The organism is Pseudomonas sp. PARCl1, assembly GCF_947311875.1.
Classification (GTDB): domain Bacteria; phylum Pseudomonadota; class Gammaproteobacteria; order Pseudomonadales; family Pseudomonadaceae; genus Aquipseudomonas; species Aquipseudomonas juntendi.
The window spans coordinates 23,000-41,627 of the sequence record NZ_CAMZMX010000013.1 but is presented as its reverse complement, the minus strand read 5'-3'; the positions used below and the strand labels follow the sequence as shown (position 1 = coordinate 41,627).

17 protein-coding genes are annotated in these 18,628 nt (G+C 54.8%); 12 read left to right on the top strand and 5 right to left on the bottom strand.

Annotated features, from left to right (window positions below; all coding sequences use genetic code 11):
- Positions 1 to 8: 8 nt before the first annotated feature.
- The 8 genes from dnaN to QME24_RS09730 all read left to right on the top strand — a co-directional run bounded on the left by dnaN (position 9) and on the right by QME24_RS09730 (position 11,420).
- Positions 9 to 1,112 (top strand): DNA polymerase III subunit beta, encoded by a 1,104-nt coding sequence (gene dnaN / locus QME24_RS09765; RefSeq protein WP_029886848.1) that lies wholly within the window; start codon positions 9 to 11, stop codon positions 1,110 to 1,112.
- A gap of 15 nt (positions 1,113 to 1,127) precedes the next feature.
- Complete coding sequence (gene recF / locus QME24_RS09760; RefSeq protein WP_054904297.1) at positions 1,128 to 2,231, top strand: DNA replication/repair protein RecF; 1,104 nt, start codon at positions 1,128 to 1,130, stop codon at positions 2,229 to 2,231.
- Positions 2,232 to 2,235: 4 nt separating this feature from the next.
- A complete protein-coding gene (gene gyrB, locus QME24_RS09755; RefSeq protein WP_154211356.1) occupies positions 2,236 to 4,656 on the top strand; it encodes a DNA topoisomerase (ATP-hydrolyzing) subunit B in 2,421 nt (806 codons plus the stop codon).
- A gap of 822 nt (positions 4,657 to 5,478) precedes the next feature.
- The gene (locus QME24_RS09750) at positions 5,479 to 6,117 is read left to right on the top strand and encodes a TnsA endonuclease N-terminal domain-containing protein (RefSeq protein WP_135003182.1); all 639 of its coding nucleotides are present in this window, start codon (positions 5,479 to 5,481) and stop codon (positions 6,115 to 6,117) included.
- Positions 6,098 to 8,056, top strand: a complete 1,959-nt coding sequence (locus QME24_RS09745; RefSeq protein WP_280091139.1) for a DDE-type integrase/transposase/recombinase — start codon at positions 6,098 to 6,100, stop codon at positions 8,054 to 8,056. Before QME24_RS09750 ends, QME24_RS09745 begins: the two co-directional genes overlap by 20 nt.
- The gene (locus QME24_RS09740) at positions 8,053 to 9,012 is read left to right on the top strand and encodes a TniB family NTP-binding protein (RefSeq protein ID WP_280091138.1); all 960 of its coding nucleotides are present in this window, start codon (positions 8,053 to 8,055) and stop codon (positions 9,010 to 9,012) included. Before QME24_RS09745 ends, QME24_RS09740 begins: the two co-directional genes overlap by 4 nt.
- A gap of 438 nt (positions 9,013 to 9,450) precedes the next feature.
- Positions 9,451 to 11,004: a hypothetical protein gene (locus QME24_RS09735; protein ID WP_223998163.1), complete on the top strand. Its 1,554-nt coding sequence runs from the start codon at positions 9,451 to 9,453 to the stop codon at positions 11,002 to 11,004.
- A gap of 56 nt (positions 11,005 to 11,060) precedes the next feature.
- Positions 11,061 to 11,420, top strand: coding sequence for a histone-like nucleoid-structuring protein, MvaT/MvaU family (locus QME24_RS09730; protein WP_104833706.1), 360 nt, complete (start codon positions 11,061 to 11,063; stop codon positions 11,418 to 11,420).
- Between the two features lie 425 nt (positions 11,421 to 11,845).
- On the opposite strand, the gene QME24_RS09725 is transcribed toward QME24_RS09730, so the two are convergent.
- Complete coding sequence (locus QME24_RS09725; protein WP_104833705.1) at positions 11,846 to 12,157, bottom strand: hypothetical protein; 312 nt, start codon at positions 12,155 to 12,157, stop codon at positions 11,846 to 11,848.
- A 324-nt stretch (positions 12,158 to 12,481) separates the two neighbouring features.
- Here QME24_RS09725 and QME24_RS09720 point away from each other — a divergent pair, with 324 nt between their 5' ends.
- Entirely contained in the window at positions 12,482 to 13,405 is a 924-nt protein-coding gene (locus QME24_RS09720; RefSeq protein WP_104833704.1) for a hypothetical protein, read from the top strand.
- A 66-nt stretch (positions 13,406 to 13,471) separates the two neighbouring features.
- Here QME24_RS09720 and QME24_RS09715 read toward each other — a convergent pair whose 3' ends face one another.
- The 3 genes from QME24_RS09715 to QME24_RS09705 all read right to left on the bottom strand — a co-directional run bounded on the left by QME24_RS09715 (position 13,472) and on the right by QME24_RS09705 (position 15,928).
- Positions 13,472 to 13,735 carry a hypothetical protein gene (locus QME24_RS09715; protein WP_104833703.1) on the bottom strand — a complete coding sequence of 88 codons (264 nt, stop codon included), beginning with the start codon at positions 13,733 to 13,735 and terminating at the stop codon, positions 13,472 to 13,474.
- A 244-nt stretch (positions 13,736 to 13,979) separates the two neighbouring features.
- Complete coding sequence (locus QME24_RS09710) at positions 13,980 to 14,108, bottom strand: hypothetical protein (protein ID WP_003253468.1); 129 nt, start codon at positions 14,106 to 14,108, stop codon at positions 13,980 to 13,982.
- 122 nt (positions 14,109 to 14,230) lie between these two features.
- Positions 14,231 to 15,928, bottom strand: coding sequence for a phosphoethanolamine--lipid A transferase (locus QME24_RS09705; protein WP_104833702.1), 1,698 nt, complete (start codon positions 15,926 to 15,928; stop codon positions 14,231 to 14,233).
- A 490-nt stretch (positions 15,929 to 16,418) separates the two neighbouring features.
- Here QME24_RS09705 and QME24_RS09700 point away from each other — a divergent pair, with 490 nt between their 5' ends.
- From QME24_RS09700 to QME24_RS09690, 3 genes are all read left to right on the top strand, one after another.
- Positions 16,419 to 16,757, top strand: coding sequence for a zinc ribbon domain-containing protein (locus tag QME24_RS09700; protein ID WP_104833701.1), 339 nt, complete (start codon positions 16,419 to 16,421; stop codon positions 16,755 to 16,757).
- A gap of 54 nt (positions 16,758 to 16,811) precedes the next feature.
- Positions 16,812 to 17,717 carry a cation diffusion facilitator family transporter gene (locus QME24_RS09695; RefSeq protein WP_104833700.1) on the top strand — a complete coding sequence of 302 codons (906 nt, stop codon included), beginning with the start codon at positions 16,812 to 16,814 and terminating at the stop codon, positions 17,715 to 17,717.
- Positions 17,718 to 17,875: 158 nt separating this feature from the next.
- Positions 17,876 to 18,226 (top strand): DUF3147 family protein, encoded by a 351-nt coding sequence (locus QME24_RS09690; protein WP_182363781.1) that lies wholly within the window; start codon positions 17,876 to 17,878, stop codon positions 18,224 to 18,226.
- A 32-nt stretch (positions 18,227 to 18,258) separates the two neighbouring features.
- On the opposite strand, the gene QME24_RS09685 is transcribed toward QME24_RS09690, so the two are convergent.
- Entirely contained in the window at positions 18,259 to 18,585 is a 327-nt protein-coding gene (locus tag QME24_RS09685) for a DUF2790 domain-containing protein (RefSeq protein ID WP_004577661.1), read from the bottom strand.
- Between the last annotated feature and the right edge of the window lie 43 nt (positions 18,586 to 18,628).

Sequence of the window (18,628 nt, the reverse complement as noted above, 5' to 3'; positions counted from 1 at the left end):
ACTAGACCATGCATTTCACCATTCAACGCGAAGCCCTGTTGAAACCCCTGCAACTGGTCGCCGGTGTCGTCGAGCGCCGTCAGACCTTGCCGGTCCTGTCCAACGTGTTGCTGGTCGTGCAAGGCCAGCAACTGTCGTTGACCGGTACCGACCTGGAAGTCGAACTGGTAGGCCGCGTGCAACTGGAAGAGCCGGCTGAGCCTGGCGAGATCACTGTCCCGGCGCGCAAGCTGATGGACATCTGCAAAAGCCTGCCCAATGACGCCCTGATCGATATCAAAGTCGACGAGCAGAAACTGTTGCTCAAGGCCGGCCGTAGCCGTTTCACCTTGTCCACCCTGCCTGCAAACGACTTCCCCACAGTGGAAGAAGGCCCAGGTTCGCTGACCTGCAACCTGGAACAGAGCAAGCTGCGCCGCTTGATCGAGCGCACCAGCTTCGCCATGGCTCAGCAGGATGTGCGCTACTACCTCAACGGCATGCTGCTTGAGGTTTCCCGCAACACCCTGCGTGCAGTGTCTACCGACGGTCACCGCCTGGCCCTGTGCTCCATGACGGCGCCCATCGAGCAAGACGACCGTCACCAGGTCATCGTGCCCCGCAAAGGTATCCTGGAGTTGGCGCGCTTGCTGACCGACCCAGAAGGCATGGTCAGCATCGTGCTCGGCCAGCACCACATTCGTGCGACCACTGGCGAGTTCACCTTTACCTCCAAGCTGGTAGACGGCAAATTCCCCGACTATGAGCGCGTATTGCCCAAAGGCGGCGACAAGGTGGTGGTTGGCGATCGTCAGGCGTTGCGTGAGGCATTCAGCCGTACCGCGATTCTTTCCAACGAGAAGTACCGCGGTATTCGCCTGCAGCTGGCTGCTGGCCAATTGAAGATTCAGGCCAATAACCCCGAGCAGGAAGAGGCGGAAGAAGAAATCAGTGTGGACTACGATGGTAGCTCGCTGGAAATCGGCTTCAACGTCAGCTATCTGCTGGATGTGCTGGGCGTGATGACCACTGAGCAAGTTCGTCTGATCCTGTCTGACTCCAACAGCAGTGCGCTGCTGCAGGAAGCCGGGAATGATGATTCTTCCTACGTTGTCATGCCGATGCGCCTGTAACCTGTAGCAGGCGACATGTCCCTTCGACGTATCATGGTCACCGCGGTGCGCAACCTGCACCCGGTGACGCTCTCACCCTCCCCCCGCATCAATATCCTTTACGGCGCCAACGGCAGTGGCAAGACCAGTGTGCTGGAAGCCGTGCACTTGCTTGGATTAGCGCGCTCATTCCGCAGCACCCGTTTGAACCCGGTCATACAGTACGAACAGGCTGCCTGTACCGTGTTTGGTGAGGTGCAATTGACGGAGGGCGGCACCTGTAACCTCGGTGTGTCCCGCGAGCGCCAAGGGGACTTTACCATTCGCATCGATGGGCAGAACGCTCGTAGCGCTGCGCAGTTGGCAGAGCTGCTGCCGTTGCAGCTCATCAATCCGGACAGCTTTCGGCTACTGGAGGGCGCACCAAAAATTCGTCGCCAGTTCCTGGATTGGGGAGTGTTCCACGTGGAACCTCGCTTCCTACCCGCTTGGCAACGGCTGCAGAAGGCGCTGCGGCAGCGGAACTCATGGTTGCGGCATGGTACACTTGACCCAGCTTCGCAAGCCGCCTGGGACCGGGAACTGTGCCTGGCCAGTGCGGAAATAGATGAATACCGTCGCAATTATATCAAGGCCTTGAAGCCCGTCTTCGAGCGAACCCTGAGCGAACTGGTCGAACTGGACGGGTTGACCCTGAGCTACTATCGAGGCTGGGACAAGGACCGGGAACTGCAAGAAGTACTCGCCTCCTCTCTCCTTCGCGATCAGCAAATGGGCCATACCCAAGCCGGTCCGCAGCGCGCTGATCTGCGTCTTCGCCTAGCTGCCAATAATGCAGCCGACATTTTGTCGCGTGGTCAGCAAAAGCTGGTGGTGTGCGCACTGCGCATTGCCCAAGGCCACCTCGTCAGCCAGGCTCGCCGCGGTCACTGTATTTATCTCGTGGATGACTTGCCGTCCGAACTCGACGACCAGCACCGCCGCGCTCTGTGCCGCTTGCTTGAAGAATTACGCTGCCAGGTGTTCATCACCTGTGTAGATCACGAATTACTGAGGGAAGGCTGGCAGACGGAAACGCCAGTTGCTTTGTTCCACGTGGAACAAGGCCGTATCACCCAGACCCACGACCATCGGGAGTGAAGGCATGAGCGAAAATCAAACGTACGACTCCTCCAGCATCAAGGTGCTGAAAGGTTTGGATGCCGTACGCAAGCGTCCCGGCATGTACATTGGCGACACCGATGATGGTAGCGGCCTGCACCACATGGTCTTCGAAGTGGTCGACAACTCGATCGACGAAGCCCTCGCCGGTCACTGCGATGACATCACTGTCATTATTCACCCGGACGAATCCATCAGTGTCCGCGACAACGGTCGCGGCATTCCGGTCGATGTGCATAAAGAAGAAGGTGTTTCCGCCGCTGAGGTCATCATGACCGTCCTGCACGCCGGCGGTAAGTTTGACGATAACTCCTACAAAGTCTCCGGCGGTTTGCACGGTGTTGGGGTTTCGGTCGTAAACGCCCTCTCCGAGAAGCTGGTATTGACCGTTCGCCGCAGCGGCAAGATCTGGGAACAGACCTACGTTCACGGTGTTCCACAAGCGCCGATGGCGGTTGTGGGTGACAGCGAAACCACGGGCACCCATATCCATTTCAAGCCTTCGGCTGAAACCTTCAAGAACATCCATTTCAGCTGGGACATCCTGGCCAAGCGGATTCGCGAACTGTCGTTCCTCAACTCGGGCGTCGGCATTCTGCTGAAAGATGAGCGCAGTGGTAAGGAAGAGTTCTTCAAATACGAAGGTGGCCTGCGAGCGTTCGTTGAGTACCTGAACACCAACAAGACGCCGGTCAACAACCAGGTGTTCCACTTCAATGTGCAGCGCGAGGATGGCGTAGGTGTTGAAGTTGCCCTGCAATGGAACGACAGCTTCAACGAAAACCTGCTGTGCTTTACCAACAACATTCCGCAGCGTGATGGTGGTACCCACCTGGTGGGCTTCCGTTCCTCGCTGACCCGTAGCCTTAACAACTACATCGAGCAGGAAGGTCTGGCGAAGAAGAACAAGGTAGCCACCACTGGCGACGATGCCCGTGAAGGCCTGACCGCGATCATTTCGGTGAAGGTCCCGGACCCTAAATTCAGCTCACAGACTAAAGACAAGTTGGTTTCCTCGGAGGTGAAAACCGCCGTTGAGCAGGAAATGAACAAGTACTTTGCCGACTTCCTGCTGGAGAACCCCAACGAGGCCAAGGCCGTCGTTGGCAAGATGATCGACGCTGCGCGTGCTCGGGAAGCGGCCCGCAAAGCCCGTGAAATGACCCGTCGCAAGGGCGCGTTGGACATTGCCGGCTTGCCGGGCAAATTGGCGGACTGCCAGGAAAAGGACCCTGCCCTTTCTGAGCTGTACCTGGTGGAGGGTGACTCCGCAGGTGGCTCCGCCAAACAGGGCCGTAACCGCCGTACCCAGGCGATCCTGCCGCTGAAGGGGAAGATCCTCAACGTCGAGAAGGCGCGCTTCGACAAGATGATCTCGTCCCAGGAAGTAGGCACGCTGATCACGGCGCTGGGGTGTGGCATTGGCCGCGAAGAGTACAACATCGATAAATTGCGTTATCACAACATCATCATCATGACCGATGCTGACGTTGACGGTTCGCACATCCGTACCTTATTGCTGACCTTCTTCTTCCGCCAATTGCCGGAGCTTGTCGAGCGCGGCTACATCTACATTGCCCAGCCGCCGCTGTACAAGGTCAAGCGAGGTAAGCAGGAGCAGTACATCAAAGACGACGAGGCCATGGAAGAGTACATGACCCAGTCGGCCCTGGAAGATGCCAGCCTGCACTTGGACGAGTCGGCGCCAGCGGTTGCCGGTGTACAACTGGAAAACCTGGTCAACGAATTCCGCGGCGTGATGAAAACGCTCAAGCGTCTGTCGCGCTTGTACCCAGAAGACATCACCGAGCATTTCATCTACCTGCCGGAAGTGACCGTCGAGCAATTGGGCGATCATGCTGCGATGCAAGCCTGGCTGGTGAAGTTCCAGGCGCGCCTGAGCAACAGCCAGAAGTCCGGCCTTGGTTATCAGGCTAGCCTGCGCGAAGACAAAGAGCGCAATGTGTGGCTGCCGGAAGTGGAAGTGACCTCCCACGGCCTGGCCAGCTACGTCACGTTCAACCGCGACTTCTTTGGCAGCAACGACTACCGTACGGTCGTGAAGCTGGGGGCCAACCTTTCTACCCTGCTGGGCGAAGGTGCTTATGTGCAGCGCGGCGAGCGCCGCAAGGCGGTCAGCGAGTTCAAGGAAGCACTGGACTGGCTGATGAACGAAAGCACCAAGCGGCATACTATCCAGCGATACAAAGGGCTGGGTGAGATGAACCCTGAGCAACTGTGGGAAACCACCATGGACCCAACCGTGCGCCGGATGCTCAAGGTCACCATCGAAGATGCCATCGCTGCCGACCAGATCTTCAACACCCTGATGGGTGATGCGGTCGAACCACGCCGTGACTTCATCGAGAGCAATGCCCTGTCGGTTTCTAACCTGGACTTCTGACCGGCTGTAGGTTCACAGAAAAGCTGCACGTTTTCACAAATAGATGACCGGCCGGGCCCGAATCTTAGTCTCTGCCGGTCACCATCAAGCCCGCATTAGCGGGCTTTTTTTTGCTTCCAATTCCTGTGGGCACCCTGCCCCCCAACGGCTGGTCTGAGGCTGGCCACCTGCGTATGGATTGTGGAAAGGAAGATCAGGCCGAAGGGCTCGGCGGATGAATCTGTAAGGGAGTAGCGAATCCAGCAAGTATTTAATATTGCACCGGAATACAAGTAGATTAATTAAATCTGCCTGTATTAATTTAATACATAACAAGAAACTGTAAGAAACACAAAATTGGCTAGTTGGATTAAATGTAGATTTCAATGGGATGTTGGAATAAGATCTATGACTGCATTTTGTAGCTTCCAGACTGGATGTCTACGCGAATCAGACAGTTGAAGCAAAAACCTAAGATCAAACAGAAACTGCTGGTGCGGTGACAAGCGTCTTGCTTAGAAAGAAAGAGATCAAGGCGATCTCCGGAAATTCTGATTAGTCATTAAATCCAGACCATTCCAGCAGAAAGTGGAGGCCCAAATGTAGAAAAACGCGACCAAAACCGAGAGGTTCTGACCGCGCTTAGCGAAGCGGACTTGCGACGTAGGAAACCGCAATGTCTGCTTTTTCGAAGCCCCTGTCAATCCTCTCCCATCTTTTCGACCTTAGCGAGGCTACTCGACGGCACAGTGTTGCCTGTCGAAAGGCCTCACTTCGCCCGCCCTGCGCCTTGATTTTTTGGCGCAGCGTCGGCGCTCGTTTCGAGATTTTCGGAGGTGTTTCATGACAGTACGAAAGGTGGTCACGCGGCGATCCAACCATTACCGCGGCTACTTCCCATCGCTCAAAAATAAAAAGCCTGTGCCCTGGGAGTCCCAGCTCGAAGGCGCTCTTTTTCGGCTTCTTGAGCTGTCTCCTGCGGTCATCGGCTACGTCCCCCAGCCCAGTGAGGAACGTGTTCCATCGCTCCAGGGCTACTTCAAATATTACCCAGACGTACAGGTTTTCCTCGCGGATGGGCGCGAGTGGTGGTTTGAAGTGAAGCCTCACGACCGACTGAAGATAGCCAGCGTCAGGCAGCGACTGGATGCCGCTGAGCGCTACTTCAACGCCACCGGCCGTAACTTTTCAGTGATCACTGAGAAGTTAGTTGAAGGTGAGCCCCTGGCTACCAATCTTCGAAGGCTGATGTATCACCGGCGCGGTCCAGAGCTTTCGCGTCAAATGTTGGAGGAGGTAATCGCCGCCTTCAACGAAAGGCCGCCCATGACCCTTGCAGATTTGCTCTGCGTGGTTGGTGTCAGCAAAGCCTGGCGCTTGTTAGGCCTTGGGGTGGTTGGCATTGACCTTGATAAGCCAATCGAGACCGACTCCCCGGTCTTCCTGCAGGGAGGGCACCGTCATGCAAACCTTTTCCCTTAGGGTGAAATTGGTCGTCATCGTTCGTGGCGTGCTGATGGTGCTTGAGAAGAGGCTTATTGACCGGAAGCTGCTCTTTTTCGATGAGCTTGGTGAGCCAACGAAGCTATCCGAGAAGGAGTTCTATGAGGCCTACGAGAAGCGCGAGATCGAGATTTCCGCTGATCAGCCTTATCTCGGGAAGGTTCCGTATGTACGGAATATCCCTCCAGATATTTCATGCTTCCCCAAAAAACATGGGGATGAGGCATTGCGTCGACGCAAGTATCTGGACGCATTAACCAAGCGTGGTCAAAACAAGCTGCCGGGTGACGAAGACATGATCAAGTACCTTAGAAAAATCGCCAAGAAAATTGGGGATGCATGCGCACCCTCGGTTTCTACTATTCGGCGTTGGGCCGCCAAATACATTGGTCAGAACGTAGTAAAGCTGATCCCTCAGCATGCAAAAAAGGGCCGGGCTCCCGCGATACAGGGCGAGCTCGAAGTTATTCTCGAAGGGGTGATTAATAGCACCTACCTGCGGGATACGATTCCTGCGGTCAGCGTGGTCGTTTCAGAATTTGAGGACCAGATTAAAGAAAGGAACAAAAGTCGTTTGCCCTCGGATCAGCTCAAGATCCCAAGCGGAATGACTGTCCGAAGGTACATCGCCAAGCTGGATCCGTATCTTGTGGATAAGGAGAGGCTTGGAAAACACGCAGCAGACAAAAAGCACCGCGTTGCGGCGGGTGTCCTACGTGTCCATGAGATTTTGGAACGGTGGGAGATTGATCACACGCTATTGGACGTACAGCTTGTGGATGAAACCTCGGGGCTGTGTATTGGGCGCCCCTATTTGACGATCGTCCTGGACCGCTTCTCTCGAATGGTGATGGGATATCTGCTTCACCTGTCGGCGCCAAATACGGAAACCGTGCTTCGTGTGATCGAACGCTCAATCCGCCCAAAGGCCGAACTGCTCAAGCGTTTTCCTAAAGTGAGAAATGAATGGTGGGCACGTGGGCTGCCGGCTCGCATCGTCCCAGACAACGCGGCGGAATTTCACGCGGGTGATCTCATCATGGGGTTCAACGAGTTGGGTATCGAGATCATGTATCCCGCTTCTAGGGCCCCTCAAAGGAAAGGTGCTGTAGAACGCTTTTTCAGCACACAGAACCTGGGGCTTATCCACAACCTCCCGGGTACCACCTTCTCGAATATCCAGCAGCGTGGCGATTACGACTCGGAGAAGAATGCATGCTTCACGCTCGCTCAATTGGAAGCGGTGGTAGTGAAATGGATCGTCGATGGTTACCACCAGACTCCTCATCGGGGGCTGGCCAACAGGACACCGGCTCAAGTCTGGGGGACTAGCGAAGCGAACCATGTCATCAGCCTTCCCGTCGACCTGGATTCGTTGGAGTGCATTCTGGCCAAGCGGGCCTCGGTGAAGGTTCACCATTACGGCATCGAGGTTGCCAAAGTGGGCTACCACTCTACGGAACTTGCTGAGCTCCGTATGCGTTTGGCAGACGGAGAAAAGGTAAACGTCCGCTATCGAGACGAAGCCGGGCACGTTTGGGTTCACGACCGCTTCAGAAACTTGTTCTTCAAAGTGCCCGCCAAAGATGAGCGAATGGCCGGTAAGAGCAGGGAGGTGTGGAAGGCTGCCGAGAAAGCGCTGCGAGAAAAATACAATGAGCAGCCTAGCTTCGAGGCTACGCACAGGTGCTACCAGGAAATTATGGAGGATGCAGACGAGGCCCGCCGTTCGCAGACGCTCAGAAAACGGCGCGCAGCTGCCATAGCGAAGATTGACAAGGAGGGTCGAGTGACCGAAAGCACGCCTCCACCCAAGGTACTCGCTGAAGTGGAATGGACCGGTGACTCTATTCCTAACATTCCGCCAGCAGCCTTCAAGGTCTCGGTTCGTCGCCCTGCTGGGAGTTCTAAGCCATGAACGCCATCGATCTGTACGAATGCTATGAGCATGGTGAATACAGCTTTACGCTCCGCGATCGTTTTATTCACAGCCCTCAAGTCGAGCGAGCGTTGACGCGACTAGGAGAAATCCACGGCGATAGTCGGCGTACCAGAGCAAGTAAAGGGTTGCTGATCCACGGCCCAAGCGGTGTGGGCAAGAGCACATTGGTTAAGGAGTACATTCGGTCACTGGAGGAATCGGAGAGTCATGACCCGCAGAAGCGGGCAGTTCTGTTCGTTGAGATGCCTTCGTCTCCTACTAAGAAGAACCTGGCAGCAGCCATTTTGGCAGAGTTGAAGGATCCTTTTGCTGAGGCACGAGGACATTCGGCTGAGGTTAAATTTGCACGCGTAGTCCTCCTCCTGAAGAACCTTGGCGTGGAGATGTTGGTACTCGATGAGGCGCAGCATCTGGTCGATTATCGTCGTAACGGTGCGTATGAGGCAGCAGACTGGATCAAGAGTCTGATGAATGAAACCAGTATCGCTTTTGTTCTGATTGGGCTGAAGCGCACCGAAAATCTCCTGCTAGCAAACGAGCAACTGCGACGCAGGTTTTCGGCCACGGTGGCATTCGATCGCTTCACCTTCTCCGCTAATGCGTCTCTTCATTTCGTGATGTTGTTGCAGGCAATCGAGGGCGAACTGCCTATTCAAACCATCAGTTTTGTTGAGCCAGCGATGATTAGACGCTTTTACCTGGCTTCCTATGGATTGATCGACTACCTCATAAAGATTGTGGACAGGGCTGTTTGGCTGGTTCAAGTCCAGGACCTTGCCGGGATTGAACTTCCGGTGCTTGCCCAGGCTTTTGAGGACGAGGTTTGGAGCTACGCCACCGAGGAGCGAAACCCCTTCAGTGCGAGCTTCAATTTCCAGCCTCTGTTCGGCAAGCGGGAGCCGTTTGAGACGTTCGAAGAGAGCAATACCTGACGGCCAAGGGCCGGGCTTATCAGCCCGGCTCTACTCCCCTGATTTTTATGTCTTCGATTTTATGGATGTGTAGGAATGTTTGGTCTTTTAATCAACCCACGACCACACCACGACGAAAGTCTTTTGGGGTACCTACAGCGCTTGGCGAAAGCCAACGGATTACCCAGAAAGGAACTGCTCACAGCCTTTGCACGAGCCGACGAGACTGATGTTGCGGACTGGCTGCAGATGATGGAAGGACCACTGAGCTGGCCTACGGTCGCTGCTGAGTTTCGTGATCCTAGGCCCAAGGGGGTCAAGTTATGGACGACTCATCACGCGCGGTACTGTCCGATCTGTTTGGGTGAGGCCGGTTATTGGAGAGAAAGCTGGGGCTTGACGCTGGTTACGACGTGTTCTGTCCACGGCACTGAACTCCATGGACGGTGCCCCAACTGTTTGAAGGAAACCGATCCAAGCGCGATGAGTGCGAATTGTTGCCAAGCGTGTGGCACCTCTTTGTGCGGGACCAATTTTGAGATCGCGCCTGCGAGTGATACAGCCGCCTGGCTCACCTCTGGCTTTGAAGATAGGTTTTACGCCGACTCGTTGCCTGCTGATGCGGGATTGGCTGCCCTCACCTACGGACAGTTTCACGAGTTGTCATCGCGTCTCGCTGTCAGAAGTTTGCCTACGGAAAGAACCCAGCCGCTGAAGGTTGCTGATTCGGGTTCGCTAGAGATATCGCGGCTTATGGCAAACGCGGCGGGCGTGGTTCTCATGAACTGGCCTCTCGCATTCAGAGAACTGCTGAGTGGCCTCAAGGCAGTCCATTCCGATAACGAACATTGGACGCTCAGCAGATCGTTCGGCCCGATATACCAAGACATCCACCGTGATCTGGATGACCCTTGTTTTGACTTTCTTCGTCGAGAGTTCGAATCATTTCTGCAGCATGCGTGGGAAGCACCGTTAGCGAAGCGAAATCGCAATTTGAGTGTGGAGACGATTGAGAGACATCGTTGGGTGTCCTTCGCTTCGGCTGCTGAAGCTTGTGGTCTCGGGGTATCAGTCGTAAAACGCCTTCATCAGCAGGGGCAAATCGCCTATCGGGAGAAGCCCCATGAAGATCGTATTTTTACGGTCGTGGACCTGGATCAGTTGAAGGTAATCTCGCAGCAAATCCAGGGCGCGGTTGATATGAAACAAACCGTGAATTTGCTAAGCCTCTGTCACACGCGGGTTAGGCAGCTGCTGGCTGCTGGCACCCTCCAGTTCTTTGGTGGAGAACCGCGCCCAGGCGAAAGGTGGCTCATTGACCGCCGCTCGATCAACGAAATGATTGATGAGAAGCTGCCCACCAGCACTGACCAGAGTCTGGTGACGATCAACTACTTGGCCAAACATTCTCTGCCCAAGGGCGGTGGGCTGATCGAGTTAATTCAGGCAATCCGTGCAGGTGAACTTCGTGCCTACCGACAGGCCGAGACTGGCCCGGTTGGCGTGGGGGCGTGGTTACTCAAGGCGCAAGAGTTTGCATCGTGGCAACAAGCCCGAACAGGGGGCAAGGGCTTAACCCTACCCGGTTTATCAGTGGTCAAAGCAGCTGCGCTATTGGGTGTCAAAGAAGAATGCGCTTACGCGTTTGTTCGGCTTGGCCTGCTTTGGAGCACCAACGTCGAACACGGCAGGCGTACGCAACTGGTGGTTAAGCCCCAAGCCATCGATAGATTCAGGCGAGGCTACATTTTGGGACCGGAGATCGCTGTGTACCTGGGAACGTCGACCAAGGAAGCGTTCAAACTCCTTTGGGAGGCCAGGTTTCGCCCTGTTGCGGGGCCATCCATTCCAAACGCGGCTTGCCGGCAGTATGTTTGGGTGAGAAGCAAAAAGCTGATCGATTACCTCGCAAGTGAAGCCGCCCAGATCGACGATCCTGAAGCCATCACGTTTTTATCCACACCGATCGCTCAGCCTCGTGATTGCCGATTCAGGCATGTGGGATCAAGATAGTTAGCACGCTTCCTTTCTTGATTGCTAAAATCATCGAACCCATTTTGGAGAATCTTATGTCCCGTCTCGCTGAATTCCGCCTGCTCGAACAACAGCTCGCAGCCCAACTGGCAGAGCTGGAAGCGCTGAAAAATGACTCTGCCCTGAAGCAGGAAATGGAATTTGAAACGAAGCTGCGCAGTTTGCTCAACGAGTACGGCTACGGTCTGCGCCAAGTGGTGATGATCCTCGATCCGCAAGCGGTGCCTCCAGCTTCGAATGCCCCAAAGGCACTTCGGAAAGCACGCGTGGTGAAGGTCTACAAGAATCCGCACAGCGGTGAGATCGTTGAAACCAAGGGTGGTAATCAGCGCACACTCAAGGCCTGGAAAGACGAGTATGGCGCTGAGGTAGTAGAGTCTTGGCTCGCCAACTGATTGCACTGCAGGCGGCTTCTGGCACGAGATAAATCGTGGTGCGCCCCGAATGCGAATTCCCATTCTGGGGCGTGACGAAATTTTCTGCGGGTGGTGGTGACACACAGTTTATGCGCATTAAATAGAGGTCCACTTCAAAAAATGGACTCCAAAATGCGTAACGCTCTCGTTTCAATCTCAGTGAACACCATCGCGAGCCTCCTGACTGCGCTCGTGCTTCACTGGATCACTCCCCCTCCTACTGACCCGTCGATTCGACTAATCACTGTGTCAAGCTGCGCATCCCAAAGCGCTGCGTAGCTGAGTGATCTGTAAGCGTCCGGTCAAGTCACCTTCCGAACTCCAGCATTAAGGGAGATGGTGTCTGCGTATCTTCAAGCGGGCGCGATCACCTTTGTCGTCAGGATTTCCATGCGTCAACGAAGCTATCGGCTCCCGGCGTCACCGAAATAATCATCCTTTGCGACCAGACCAAGATCATCGGTGAAATCCTGGCCATCCTCGCTGAACAGATTTTGAGTCCGCCGCTCCTGCTTGAGGTAAGCCAATGTTTGGAAGAAGCAATCCTCACACAGGTGCAGTTCATAGCGCTCCCCATCATGGGCAGTACCATAGCCCCAGTGTGCTTGTAGGGCGCCGAACTGATTCCCGCCAGTATCCAAGCGGGTGGAGCAACGGCACACATCGCACACGACGTCTATAACGGTCTCGACTTCGACTCTTCCGGTTATTTTCATCGCTGACTCCTACAAGCGCCTCTGACTTTCGCGTTCAGCATGCTACCTCCAGGACGGAGCGTAGGCTTGCCATTGTAGTCTCCATTGTGTGAATCCATAGCCGTTCTTTAACGGTCATGATCATGGAATGTAGTGGTCACTTCCATGCCAATGGCTACTCAGATCAAAGTGATCTGGCCTTTAGGGCCCGCGCAGGTCGGTCAGGCATGCTTTGGGCGGGCTTCAAACCAGTGGGTGACCACCAAAAGGGTCAGTTAGGCCTACTGCTGCCTATCCTCGCTCGTTACCATCCAGAGACCCTCTATTGATACGGTTTCAGCAAAGATGGATATCTATAAGCTCCGCATCGAAGACACAGAAAGCAAGATCATCGACAAGGAAGGTTTCGAGGCCGAGACCTTCCGCAGAGATCCGTGGTACCAGCCTGGAAGTGCGGGCAAGCTAGCTCAGTTTGCTGTATGCCCGGCATGCGACAACCCTGTCCAGCTGGTTGGGCTGTATGAGCTACCGCCTAACGTGAAGAACCCATTCGGGAAACATGCTACTAAGAGCATTCGCGGCATCGCTCCATTTGATAGTGAGGCCCGTAACGATTGCCCGTACTTCCAGCCTCGCCAGCACAAGAAAACAGAACGAAAAACCAGGTTTGACGGTGTTCCGCGGAAGATTCTCAAGCTGTTGATAGAACAGTTCGATCGCGTGGTTTACATCCTGGAGAAAGAGACCCAACTGGTCCTTTCCGAGAATGCGTTGAGAGGCATGCTGCAGCGTTACAAGGGAGAGCGTGGCTACCTCTATACCGGCGCGACGCTTCGCAATGTGCCATGGATCTTTGCTTACATGTCGGACGCCACCCGCCTGTTTGGCCAGAAGGTCAGTGGAAATGCTGAACTGGTAAAAGCTATTGCCTCTGAGGTACCGGGGGCAGAAATTAGCAGCACCGGTCGGCTGGAATCGAAGAAGGTGCCTGGTTCGAAGGCGGCATATTTTGATCTCAAAATGAGTTTCATCCGCCATCGAATCGTCAAAGACAGTGAAGCGTCCGGCTTGGTTGAAAGCATGGAGTTTGTGGTGTCACAGCCTCGCAGAGGTGAGCTTGAGCACATTCACAAGGAAGTCATCAAATTCGATTCGGCTTGGTTCGAATCCCTTATCCGGATGCCGGTTGATCATCCTTATCGCAGAATGGATAGAGTGAAGATGGCCCGGGAGGAACTGGGCGATCTGCTGGAGCTGCCTCAAGCCTGAGGGGCCCTGCTGTAAACCACTTTTTTTCACTGTAAACCACAGTGGTTTACAGTTGAAAAAAGTGGTTTACAACTCAGCTACGGCACGCGCCCTGGCGACTCCCCAGGCCAACGCGCTCGTCATTGATTCGTTCGGCCTGGTGTCGAACGCTTCCTCGTACAGAGCGGTTCCCGACGGCGCGTACACACCGATAAACAGCTGCGTTGCGCCTATCCGCGAAAGCCTTACCTGCACGTCGAGATAAGATCCGTCATTCAGGATCTCTTCGTGAGTCCGGTGATGAAGCGTAGGATCTGCCCAGCTCCAATAAACATCTCCGCGCAAACGCATGCAGCCCCCTGCAACCGATGGATAGCGATGGATTCCAAGCTAGCCAAAGCGAGGCGGCAATCAAGCCGATCTAAGCTGTTTGTGAGTCGCGCCCGACAAGTGACCACCTTGGATGACTTCGAACTGCCCCAACCGATCACGCAAAGCAGAAGACTCACGACTGGGTCCGATTGATCAGCGAGACAGTCGGGAAGGTTTGCACACAGCCCAAACAAAAAAGCAGCTCCCGAGAGCTGCTTTTTTCTTACTCCCCCTTTTTGTGCTTGTGGGGTTTCAGGTCCGGATGGTCCTTCTGCTTTTCAGGGGTGACTCGCTGCCTTTTGTCCGGAGTGCCATCTTCATTGGTGCGCTTTGGGCCTGGCTTGATGCTCATGCAAAACTTCCTTTTCCGCTTGGGTTGTTGAATGCAGCTATGTAATTAGTCCAGCTTCTCTCAGCTGTCAAAGCAGGCTGGTGCAGAACCGCCTGGCCGATGATCCGGTCCACATCGAACATTCAGAGGCCAGAATAAGAGCCTCCGGCCAAGGGCTTGCAAGGGGCTGTAAAATCCAGCGCTGAGCGATACGAAGACGTCTGGACGTTCATCATGCCGAGCACGGTGTGGAACAGGTTGTCGTGGCTCAGCGGTGACGTGGTTTGAGCTTTCAAACAACCCACGTTGACCTTTTCACTCTTCGCGAGCGAGTCAGACATCCAAAGTACTAACGGCACCTTAGTTTGCTCGTCAGGAGCCATCGCGTAAGGCAGCCCATGCAGATAGAGCCCACCCTCCCCCAGCGATTCGCCGTGGTCCGAAACGTACATCAGCGCAGTGTCGAACTTGGTGTTGGCCGCCAGGATATCGATGAGATTTGCAGTCACATAATCGGTGTAGAGGATTGAGTTGTCGTAGGCATTGACCACCTCCTCCTGCTTACATTTGTCGAGCTCGTTGGTCTCGCACACCGGTGCGAATTTCTTGAATTGCGAGGGGTAGCGCTTGTAGTAGGCCGGGCCGTGACTGCCTTTGTAGTGGAGCACCAGGACAGCATCGCCTTCCTGGCGCTTGATGAAGTCTTGCATCTCCGTGAGCAGCACCCCGTCCTTACACTCCTCGCTGGTGCACAGTTGGGAATCCGCGTGAGAGGCAGCCTTGTGGTTGGGAACCCTGTCGCAGACCCCTTTGCACCCCGAGTTGTTGTCAGTCCACATGACACTGATGCCAGCGCGTTGAAGCACGTCGAGCAGCCCTTCTCGGCTCTTGGCCAAGCCATCTTTGTACTGGGCCTTACCCACGTCCAGGAACATGCATGGCAGCGAGACCGCGGTAGCGGTACCGCAGGAGCTCACGTTCGTGAAGCTAATGACATTTCGCTTTTCTAGTTCCGGATTCGTTTCACGGGAGTAGCCGTTGAGGGAGAAGTTGGCGGAGCGAGCGGTCTCTCCTACTGCCAGTACCAGCAGCCTCGGTTTACGAGCCGCACCCTGTCGATTAACTACCGCATCAGTACCAATGGCCGTCAGCGTTTGAGGTGAGGCCAGTTGACGCTTCAGGTACCCATGGCCAGCCGCAAACAAGTTGGTAGGTACCAGGATCAGCCGGATCTCCCGATTGTTGCGCAGCAAGGAGGCGTACGACTGGTACTGACTCAACGCGATGCCAGATAAGGTCAACAGAGCGAGCGACAGAGCAATGAACCTGCTGACCAAAGCTTTGGCCCAAGGCTTGCGCCGGAGGGGAACCCGGGCGATCAGGTAGACGGGCAACACCCCAACCATTGCGACCCAAAGACCCAGCTTCCAATTCAGCAGCTCGGTTGCCTCAGCGACGTCGGTCTCCACAACGTTGGTGAACATTGTGTAATCGACCACGATGCCGTAGGCATTCATGAAGTAACTCGCGAAAGACGCGCTGATCAGTACCAGACACAGCAAGGGTTTGGCCAGCCGCCCCCATGACAGCAAGCTCAGAACGGTAAACACCCATGCGAATACTATGACTGGGAGGCTGGCCGCTAGCAGCCAGTTCACTTCATCGGTTTTGAATACCAGCTTCCAGAGCACGTTCCAGAGCTCAGCGTTCGCGAATAGCAGCAACCAAAAAGTCACCAGGCCGATTAGCAAATTAGTACTGATGCCTTTCTGCCGCGCATTGCGAATAGCAAAGATCCATTTGCTTAACAGGGTGTGAACAATGGATTTGGAAGGTGTCATTATCAAACTCTGGAAGCTGCTTATCCATGGCGGTAGCTATGGAGTTAGCGGGAGCTACAAGGCAAGCCGTCGACAGATGCTGAGCGATTGCGCAATGTGCGGAGCGCCAGAGGCCTTAGGCCCCTCGGCGTTGGGGACGCTTAGTATGTGTGAGGCATAGGGATAAAAAGAGAAATGAATCTCGCTGAGCGCATTATTTCCGGGACCTGATAACGACACGATGACCTCGGGATTACAATGCTGACAGAAATCCAATAACTGCTGTTTTGATTGTCATTGATCACGCTATGATCAAAATTAGGGGAATGCCACCCACCAAAAACAATGCGCCGCTCAGCTAGATAAATTTAATTTCACAAACAAAACGGTTTCGTTTTGTCGTAGGCTAATTTTGAACTTTCAATTCAACTTACAAGTCTTTCTCGCGAGCAGAACATTATTTTCAACTTTTGCTCGTTAATATGTCACCCATCAATGAGGGGCGAATACCATGAGCTTTTTCAAAAACATCCTGGGCGGGCACCATGGCCGTGGAAACCACGGTGGAGGCAAGCACCACAGCGGGGGACATGGGGCCGAGCAGTATGATCGCCATGGCCGGCAGCAGGGCTGCGACGGCGGTAATCAGGTGTATGACGGCGGGCGCCCTGCCACTCCTGCCCCCATCAAAGATCTGCAGGGCTGCAGGCAGTGCCGGACGGCCAACGATCCGTCAGCACGCTTTTGTCTAAACTGCGGAACACCGCTATCGAGTGGTTGCACCGCCTGCGGCTCGCTGCTGAGTGCAGGGGCAAGATTTTGCAGTCAGTGTGGCCAAGCGACGCTCTAAGGCTAGGTAGACAGGAAGGCCAACGAGACCACAACCCTGCGCAAGGAGAAATACGTGGGTTCAAATCATGACCATGGCAGCGCTGCAGTACGCGAGGGGCATCAGAAGAAGCTAATCATGGCGCTCGCCTTGACTGGCAGCTTCATGATTGCAGAAGTGATCGGTGCGTGGATTACCGGCAGCCTGGCGCTGCTGTCGGATGCATCTCACATGTTCACAGATACTGCCGCCTTGGCGATCTCACTGATTGCACTTCAGATAGCCAAGCGGCCGGCAGATCAGAAAAGAACCTTCGGCTATGCGCGCCTGGAAATTCTGGCTTCGACGTTCAACGCCGTGCTGCTCTTCCTGGTGGCGATGTACATCTTGTATGAGGCCTACCAGCGCTTCTTCATGCCGGCGGAGATCGCTACCGGAGCGATGATGTGGATCGCAATCGCCGGCCTGATCATCAACCTAATTTCGATGCGCCTTCTGGCATCTGCGAGCAACGAGAGCCTCAACGTCAAAGGAGCCTACCTCGAAGTTTGGAGCGACATGCTCGGCTCGCTAGGCGTAATCATCGCGGCACTCATCATCCGCTTCACCGGCTGGACTTGGGTCGACACGATTGTCGCTGTGGCAATCGGCCTCTGGGTTCTGCCGCGGACGTGGCAGTTGCTTCGCGAAAGCCTGGGAATCCTCATGGAGGGTGTGCCGAGGGAGCTCGACGTGACGGCAATCGAGGCTACCATCCTCGGCGTAGATGGCGTTACGGACGTTCATGACTTGCACGTCTGGGCCGTCAGCAGTGGCAGCAACGTGATGACGTCGCACGTAGTGATACGGGATTCTGCAGATGGGGATGCTGTGCTGGCGGCCGTCGTGGATGCTGTCAGCGATGCATTCGAAATCCATCACTGCACCATCCAGATCGAGCGGGCAGCTTTCCACGAAAGCGTTCCGTCGCCTTCACACTGATCGATCGGTAAAAACCAAACGAACACATTACCCTCCTGGCTGAGGGTGATGTCGTAGAAGACATGCGGTGAAGGATGGCGTAAACGGCAGGAGCACTCCGAGAGGGGTTGGTGAATGGCTTCGCCTGCCCCCGACCATAACCTCCAGAAGGTTCAGCGATGGCTTGGATCATCACGAAGTATCTACTCACTGCCGGATTAGTGATTCTCGTATCAGAGCTGGCAAAGCGCAGTGACAAGCTGGGCGGGCTGGTCGCCGCCCTGCCGCTGGTCACGGTCTTGACGCTGGTCTGGCTTTACCTGGAGAACCAGAGCATGGAGAAGATCTCCAATCATGCTTGGTACACCTTCTGGTACGTGCTGCCGACCCTTCCGATGTTCATCGCTTTTCCAGTGCTGCTGCCCAAACTGGGATTCTGGCCAACGCTTATCAGCAGTATCGTCATCACCATGGTGAGCTTTGGGGGCTTTGCCCTGCTGCTCCGTCGATTTGGCATTGAGCTGCTATAAGTCACGAGCCAGGACTGCAATTCAGGGGCCGTTCAACGACTATTGATGCACTCACCTTTGACCAAGTAGCGAACCATATGTAGTTCGCCCTTTGAGTCTTCGTAGGTCATCATGCTTCTCACGTTACCGCAGTACCGCACGCTGGGCGATACATACACCAACTTACTAACGTCAAGGTCCATGCCATAGGCGTAGTCTTCAAGCTGAGGCATGGGCTTTTTTACGCGCTGAGCATAATCCGCAGTAGCCTCTCTAGCAGAGCGCTCAATGCGTTGATTGATCTCCATACCGCTTTGGGCATTAGCTGTTAGTGATGTAAAGAGCATAAACACGGCGATCGCTGATACAGTAGTGTTCATAAGAAGTCCCTTAATAAAAAAGCGCCCGTAGGGGGGCGCTAAA